Annotated in this window: 5 protein-coding genes and 1 pseudogene; 5 read left to right on the plus strand and 1 reads right to left on the minus strand. The window is 73.1% G+C overall.

Going from position 1 to position 6922, the window contains the following annotated elements; translation table 11 throughout:
- Positions 1–482, plus strand: a pseudogene (locus EEJ42_RS36175) (hypothetical protein); the annotation flags it as partial.
- Entirely contained in the window at positions 479–2002 is a 1524-nt protein-coding gene (locus tag EEJ42_RS36180) for a DUF5719 family protein (RefSeq protein WP_123106435.1), read from the plus strand. The pseudogene EEJ42_RS36175 and the gene EEJ42_RS36180, both read left to right, overlap by 4 nt.
- A gap of 72 nt (positions 2003–2074) precedes the next feature.
- On the opposite strand, the gene EEJ42_RS36185 is transcribed toward EEJ42_RS36180, so the two are convergent.
- Positions 2075–2587 (minus strand): metallopeptidase family protein, encoded by a 513-nt coding sequence (locus EEJ42_RS36185; protein ID WP_123106436.1) that lies wholly within the window; start codon positions 2585–2587, stop codon positions 2075–2077.
- A 272-nt stretch (positions 2588–2859) separates the two neighbouring features.
- Between EEJ42_RS36185 and EEJ42_RS36190 the strand changes: the two genes are divergently transcribed.
- The 3 genes from EEJ42_RS36190 (at position 2860) to EEJ42_RS36200 (ending at position 6575) form a co-directional block, all read left to right on the plus strand.
- Entirely contained in the window at positions 2860–3321 is a 462-nt protein-coding gene (locus EEJ42_RS36190; protein ID WP_123106437.1) for a DUF3499 domain-containing protein, read from the plus strand.
- Between the two features lie 184 nt (positions 3322–3505).
- Positions 3506–5122, plus strand: coding sequence for an L-lactate permease (locus EEJ42_RS36195; RefSeq protein ID WP_123106439.1), 1617 nt, complete (start codon positions 3506–3508; stop codon positions 5120–5122).
- 88 nt (positions 5123–5210) lie between these two features.
- Entirely contained in the window at positions 5211–6575 is a 1365-nt protein-coding gene (locus EEJ42_RS36200; RefSeq protein ID WP_123106438.1) for a phosphomannomutase/phosphoglucomutase, read from the plus strand.
- The last annotated feature ends 347 nt before the right edge of the window (positions 6576–6922 follow it).

The following is a 6922-nucleotide window of genomic DNA, read 5'->3' on the forward strand; positions in this document are numbered from 1 at the left end:
AGGCCGCGGAGGCGCCGCGGGACGTTCCGGCCGACGGCGGGACCGGCGGCGCGGAGGCCGACGTGCCCCCGCCGCCCGCACCGCCCGCCGAGCCGCCCGTGTTCATCCCGGAGCCGTTCGTACCGCCGCAGCCGGACCCGCAGCCGCAGCAGCCGCAAGCGCAGCCGTACGGGCAGTGGGACGCGCAAGCGCCGTACGCCGACGCCGGATACGGGCAGTACCCGGCCGACCAGTACCCGGGCGGCTCTCCGTACCCGCAGGGGCAGTACCAGGACGCCGCGTACCCGGCGGACCCGTACGCGGGCGGCCCGTACCCCGACGCGTACGCCCCCGATCCGTACGCCGCCGGGCAGTACGCCGATCCGTACGCCTACGACCAGCAGCAGCCCTACCCCGACGGCACGTACCCCGCCCAGGGCGACACGACGTACGGCGGCGCCGACCCCGAGGGCCGCCGCGACGGGAGCGATCAGCAGCGATGAACCGCACCACCCTGTCCCTGATCGGCACGGCCGCGGCGCTGGCCGCCGTCACCGGCGTGGCGACCCTCACCGGCGGCCCGTCGGACGACGCGGGCACGGCGGCCAAGGCCGCCAGCCGGCTGCCCGTCCAGCGCTCCACGCTGCTGTGCCCGGCGCCCAGCTCCTCCGACGTGAGCCGTACGACGTACACCGCGTACACCCCGAAGCGGAGCGGCGGCGGCGCGGGCGGCGGGAGCGCGAAGGCCGAACTGGTGCCCGCGGAAAGCAGCCCTGACGAGGTGTCGGAGGAGGGCGACCCCCGGGGCGGGAAGGGCAAGAACGAACCCGTCCTGCCGCTGAAGCGCCCCGGCGCGCCGGTCACCACCGACACCGACAGCTCGGGCGCCCCCGCGCTCATCGGCACCGCCGACGGCCCGCTCGCGCCCGGCTGGACCGTGCAGCAGACCACCGCGATCGACGCGGGCAGCGGACGCGGCCTCATGGGCACCGCGTGCACCGCACCGGACACCGACTTCTGGTTCGCGGGCGCGTCCACCGGCAAGGACCGGCAGGACTTCGTCCATCTGACCAACCCGGACGACCGGGCGGCCGAGGTGGACCTCACGATGTACGGTCCGGACGGCAAGCTCAAGCCCACCAGTGACGAGTCGATCACCGTGCCGGGCCGGTCCACCGTGCCCGTCCTGCTCTCCACCCTCACCGATCAGCGGTCCACCGATGTCTCCCTCCATGTGACGGCCCGCAGCGGACGGATCGGCGCCGCCGTGCAGGCCGTCGACGAGAAGCGCGGCGGCGACTGGATCCCGGCCTCCGCGGTGCCCGCCACGCGCGTCGCGATCCCCGGCATACCGTCCGACGCCACCTCGGCGCGGCTGGTGGTCTTCGCGCCCGGCGCGAACGACGCGGACCTCAAGGTGCGGCTCGCCGGACCCACCAGTTCGATCACCCCGGCCGGACATGAGTCCCTGCACGTCAAGAGCGGCATGAGCGCGGCCATCGACCTCGGCGACGTCACCAAGGGCGAACCGGGCTCGCTGCTGCTCGCCCCCGAGGACAGCGAGGGCCCGGCCACCCCGGTGGTCGCCGGGCTCCAGGTCACCCGCGGCAAGGGGAGCGACCAGGAGACGGCGTTCATCCCCGCGACCGGCGCCATCGAGCGCTCCGCCACCGCCGCCGACAACCGCGCCAAGGGCTCCGTCCTCTCCCTGGTCGCCCCGGACGGCACCGCGAAGGTCCGCGTCACCGCCTCGGCGGGCAGCGGGGGCGGCACACCCGCCAGTGAGACCTACACGGTCAAGGGAGGCACCACGAAGGCGGTCGCCCCGCCGAGGCCGTCCGGCGCCAAGGGGCAGTACGCCGTGACCGTGGAACGCCTCTCGGGCGGCCCGGTCCACGCCTCCCGCATGCTGTCCCTCCCGGAGGGCGACGTCCCGGCCTTCACGATCCAGTCGCTGCCGGACGACCGGGGGACGGTGGAGGTCCCGCACGCGACGCAGGACCTGTCCGTCCTGAACCGCTAGAGCTCGTCGGGGCGGGGCCGGGGGCCCGGTCCCGCCTGCTCCTGCCCGTACCGGCTCTTCTGCCCGTACCGGCTACTCCTGCCCGTACCGCGGATCCACTGACTCCGGTTCCAGCCCCAGCAGCTCGGCCACCTGCTCGACCACGACCTCGTGCACCAGCAGGGCGCGCTCGTCCCGGTTCTTCGTACGGATCTCCACCGGGCGCCGGTAGATCACGATCCGGTCGGGCGCGTCGCCGCGCGCCGCGATGAAGCGCCCGAGGGGGACGGACTCACCGTCCCACCCGTCGGTGAGGCCGGGGCCGTGCGGCGGATGTCGGTCGAGGCCGTGCCCGGACGGCGCGTCGGCACCCCCGCCGACCCCGGTGACCGGCACCTCCAGCACCGTGAAGTCGACTCCCGACAGCTGTGGCCACCGTCTCTCCAGCCGCTCCGCCGAGTCCTGTACGAGGTCGATGAAGGACTCGGCGCGGCTGACCGACAGCGGGACCTGGGGCGGCGCGATCGGACCGCGCATACCCCGGCCGTGCCGATCGCGGCGCCGGGGACGCGGCTCGGGCTGGTCGGACGGTACGGGCCTGGTCATCACTCACGAGGGTAGCCGTCGCCCCGCCCCCGCCACGTGCTTACTGGACAGCCATGTCCAATGTCACTTAATGAACATTCCGGCCATGCTTACATCCATAAACGGACTTCTCTCTGCTTGCTTCTCTGTCCCAGGATGACCCCTCTCTGTTCGCGTGCTGACCGGAATCGTCCGCGGTGGCTCTCGGCCGCCCCGATGTCCGCGCTGGTCAGCCGGGAAGTGCACGTATGGGGTGCACGGGGCGAACCGGGACGACACGGCGGAGTGAGCTGGTGGAGAGTCGTCGCGGCCCGCTCAAGAGTGCGGTACCGTCCAACGTCGTGAGCCCTGTACGTCGCTGTTCGCGCACCGCCTGCGGCCGCCCCGCCGTCGCGACGCTGACGTACGTCTACGCGGACTCGACCGCGGTTCTCGGACCGCTGGCCACCTACGCCGAGCCGCACTGCTACGACCTGTGCTCGGAGCATTCGGAGCGGCTGACCGCTCCGCGCGGCTGGGAGGTCGTCCGGCTGGCCGTCGACACCGGTCCGGCCCGGCCGAGCAGCGACGATCTGGAAGCCCTGGCCAACGCGGTCCGCGAGGCGGCTCGCCCCCAGGAGCGCGCGGCCGGAGCCGGGGGCGGATCCGGGGCGCCCGGTGCTCCGGGCGGAGGCGGACAGAGCGGCCGGGAGGCCGATCCCCGGGAGGTGGCCCGCCGCGGCCATCTGCGGGTGCTGCGCTCGCCGGATTCCTGAAGCCTCGCCCGCGATCTCCTGCTCGTCATCTCCCGTCCGTCGCGCGGACAATTTTCCGGTGCCAGTCGATCACTTCCCTCCAGGGCATTGACGCGAACTCGTCACGGCCACGACCATTCCTGGACCCCGAGCCCTCCATTTCCGCATCACGGATGTGGACTTCCAGGATTCCCAGGAGGCCCGTGTGTTCGTGCAGCAACTGGAGCCCGTCGCCGATTCGCTGACCCTCTCCGCCCTCGTCGCCACCCTCCCCCTCCTCACCGTCCTCGCCCTGCTCGGCGGGGTGCGGATGCGCGCCCACTACGCGGGGCCCATCGGCCTCGCCGTCGCCGTCCTCGTCGCCTGTCTCCCGTACGGAATGCCCCTCGGACAGACCCTCTCCAGCGGCGCACAGGGCGTGCTCTTCGGGCTCTTCCCCATCATGTGGATCGTCGTCAACGCCCTGTGGGTGTACCGGATGACGGTCCGCACCGACCACTTCGACGTCCTGCGCCGCTCCTTCGGACGGCTCTCCGACGATCCCCGCGTCCAGGCCCTCGTCATCGCCTTCTGTTTCGGCGCGCTGCTGGAGGCCCTCGCCGGATTCGGCGCACCGGTGGCCATTTGCGCGGTCATGCTCGTGGCGCTCGGCTTCGACCCGGTGCGCGCCGCCGTCGTCGCGCTCGTCGCCAACACCGCGCCCGTCGCCTTCGGCGCCATGGCCACCCCGGTGGTGACGCTCGCTCAAGTCACCGGGCTGCCACTGGAGTCCGTCGCCTCCGTCGTCGGACGGCAGACCCCGCTGCTCGCCCTCGTCGTCCCCCTGCTGCTGGTCGTGCTGGTCGACGGGCGGCGCGGGCTGCGCGAGACCTGGGTACCGGCGCTCGCCTGCGGAACCGCCTTCGCCGTCGCCCAGTTCGCCGTCTCCAACTACCTCTCCGTCCAACTCGCCGACATCGCCGCCGCGCTCATCGGCGCCGCCGCGCTCGTCGCCGTACCCGCCGCCCGGCGGCCCGCCGAGGAACCGGTGCGCGCCGCCGTCCTCACCGGAGTGCGCAGCGACGACCTGGACCACGTGGACCCGCGCCCCGAAGTGCTGCGCGCCTACGCCCCGTACGCGCTCATCGTCGCGATCTTCTCCATCGCCCAGATCGGCCCGGTCAAGGACCTGTTGGCCAAGGCCACCCGCACTGTCGACTGGCCGTTCCTGGACGTCGCCAACCCCGACGGGGAGCCGGTCAGCGGCAACCTCTTCGCGCTGCCCCTGCTCGCCACCGGCGGCACCCTCGTCCTGCTCGCGGGCATCGCCACCGCGGCCGTCCTGCGGGTCGCCGCGCGCGACGCGCTGGGGGAGTGGGCAGCCACCGTGCGCGAGCTGCGGCACGCGATCCTCACGGTCACCTCGGTGCTCGCCCTCGCGTACGTCATGAACCTCTCCGGGCAGGCTGCCACCATCGGCCACTTCGTCGCCGCGGCCGGGGCCGGGCTCGCCTTCCTCTCCCCGGTGCTCGGCTGGTTCGGCGTCGCCGTCTCCGGCTCGGACACCTCTGCCAACGCCCTCTTCGGCGCACTCCAGGTCACCGCCGCCCGCGAGTCCGGGCTCTCGCCCGACCTGCTCGCCGCGGCCAACAGCTCGGGCGGTGTCCTCGGCAAGATGATCTCCCCGCAGAACCTCACCATCGCGTGCGCCGCGGTCGGACTCAAGGGGCGTGAGGGGGATCTGTTGCGGAAGGTGCTGCCGTGGAGTCTGGGGCTGCTGCTGTTGATGTGCCTGATCGTCGTCGCGCAGTCGTCGTTCCTGCTGGGCTGGATGCTGCCGTAGGCCGGTAGGTGAGCCTCACAGTTGCCGCCCAGGTCCGAAGGGTAGGTTTTGAGTTCCGTGTAAGAAGGACCTCGAGAAGGGGTTGGCTGTGCCCGACTTGTCGCAGATCGTGAAGGCGTACGACATCCGCGGTGTGGTCCCGGACCAGTGGGACGAACCCCTCGCCGAGCTGTTCGGCGCCGCCTTCACCCGGGTGACCGGCGCGGCCGCGATCGTCGTCGGCCATGACATGCGCCCCTCGTCGCCGGGCCTGTCGCGCGCCTTCGCCCGGGGGGCCGCCTCCCTGGGGGTGAACGTGACCGAGATCGGCCTCTGCTCGACCGACCAGCTCTACTTCGCCAGCGGCCACCTCGACCTGCCCGGCGCGATGTTCACGGCCAGCCACAACCCCGCCCAGTACAACGGCATCAAGATGTGCCGGGCGGGCGCCGCACCCGTCGGCCAGGACACGGGCCTGGCCGAGATCCGCTCCCTGGTCGAAGGCTGGGCCGAGACCGGAGCCCCCGAGCCCGCCGCCGACCCCGGCACGATCACCCAGCGCGACGTCCTCACCGACTACGCCGCCCATCTGCGCACCCTCGTGGACCTCACCGCCATCCGACCGCTGAAGGTCGTCGTGGACGCGGGCAACGGCATGGGCGGCCACACCGTCCCCACCGTCTTCGAGGGGCTCCCGCTGGAGCTGGACGCCCTCTACTTCGAGCTGGACGGCACCTTCCCCAACCACGAGGCCAACCCCCTCGACCCCGAGAACATCGTCGACCTCCAGGCCCGCGTCCGCGAGACCGGCGCCGACATCGGCCTCGCCTTCGACGGCGACGCCGACCGCTGCTTCGTCGTCGACGAGCGCGGCGAACCGGTGGCCCCCTCCGCGATCACCGCCCTGGTCGCCGCCCGCGAACTGGCCAAGCACCCGGGCGGGACGGTCATCCACAACTGCATCACCTCCTGGTCCGTCCCCGAGGTCGTCAAGGAGAACGGCGGCACCCCCATCCGCACCCGCGTCGGCCACTCCTTCATCAAGGCCGAGATGGCCCGCACCGGCGCGATCTTCGGCGGCGAGCACTCCGCGCACTACTACTTCCGCGACTTCTGGAACGCCGACACCGGCATGCTCGCCGCCCTCCACGTCCTGGCCGCCCTCGGCGGCGGACAGCAGCCCCTGTCGCAGCTCGTCGAGCAGTACGACCGCTACGCCGCCTCCGGCGAGATCAACAGCACCGTCGCCGACCAGACCGGCCGCATGGAGGCCGTCAAGGCCGCCTACGAGGGCCGCAAGGCCGAGGGCATCGCACTGGACGAGCTGGACGGCCTGACGGTCACCAGCGCCGACTGGTGGTTCAACCTCCGCCCCTCCAACACCGAGCCCCTGCTGCGCCTGAACGTAGAAGCCCGCGACGCCAAAACCGCGGACCGCATCCGCGACGAGGTCCTGACCACGGTCCGCGCCTAGCCCCCAAGGGCCGCCGGGCGGGCCGGTGGTGTGGCGGCCGGGCGGTGTGGTGGCCCGGCGGTGTGGTGGCCTGGCAGCCGGGCGGCCCGGTCTTCCGGTGGCCCGGTGCTGTGGCGGACTGGCGGCCCGGCGGCCTGGTCTTCCGGTGGCCCGGCGGTGTGTCGGCCCGGCGGCCATGGCAGCCCGAGCCCGACGCTCGGGTGCCCGGTCTCCCGACGGCCTGGCGGCTTGGTCTTCCGGTGGCCCGGCGGCCCAGCGGCCCGGTGGCACGGCGCAGTGGCGGCCCGGTGGCCCGACGGTCCCGCGCCGCCGGGCGCTGTCGTGGCCTGGCGGCCCGGTAGCCCGGC

Source organism: Streptomyces botrytidirepellens, from assembly GCF_003721215.1.
In the GTDB taxonomy this organism is placed as follows: Bacteria; Actinomycetota; Actinomycetes; order Streptomycetales; family Streptomycetaceae; genus Streptomyces; species Streptomyces himastatinicus.

Excerpts from the sequence above, each read along its gene's own strand:
- EEJ42_RS36180 (WP_123106435.1), top strand. The coding sequence starts at position 479 with ATGAACCGCACCACCCTGTCCCTGATCGGCACGGCCGCGGCGCTGGCC.
- EEJ42_RS36185 (WP_123106436.1), bottom strand. The coding sequence starts at position 2,587 with ATGACCAGGCCCGTACCGTCCGACCAGCCCGAGCCGCGTCCCCGGCGC.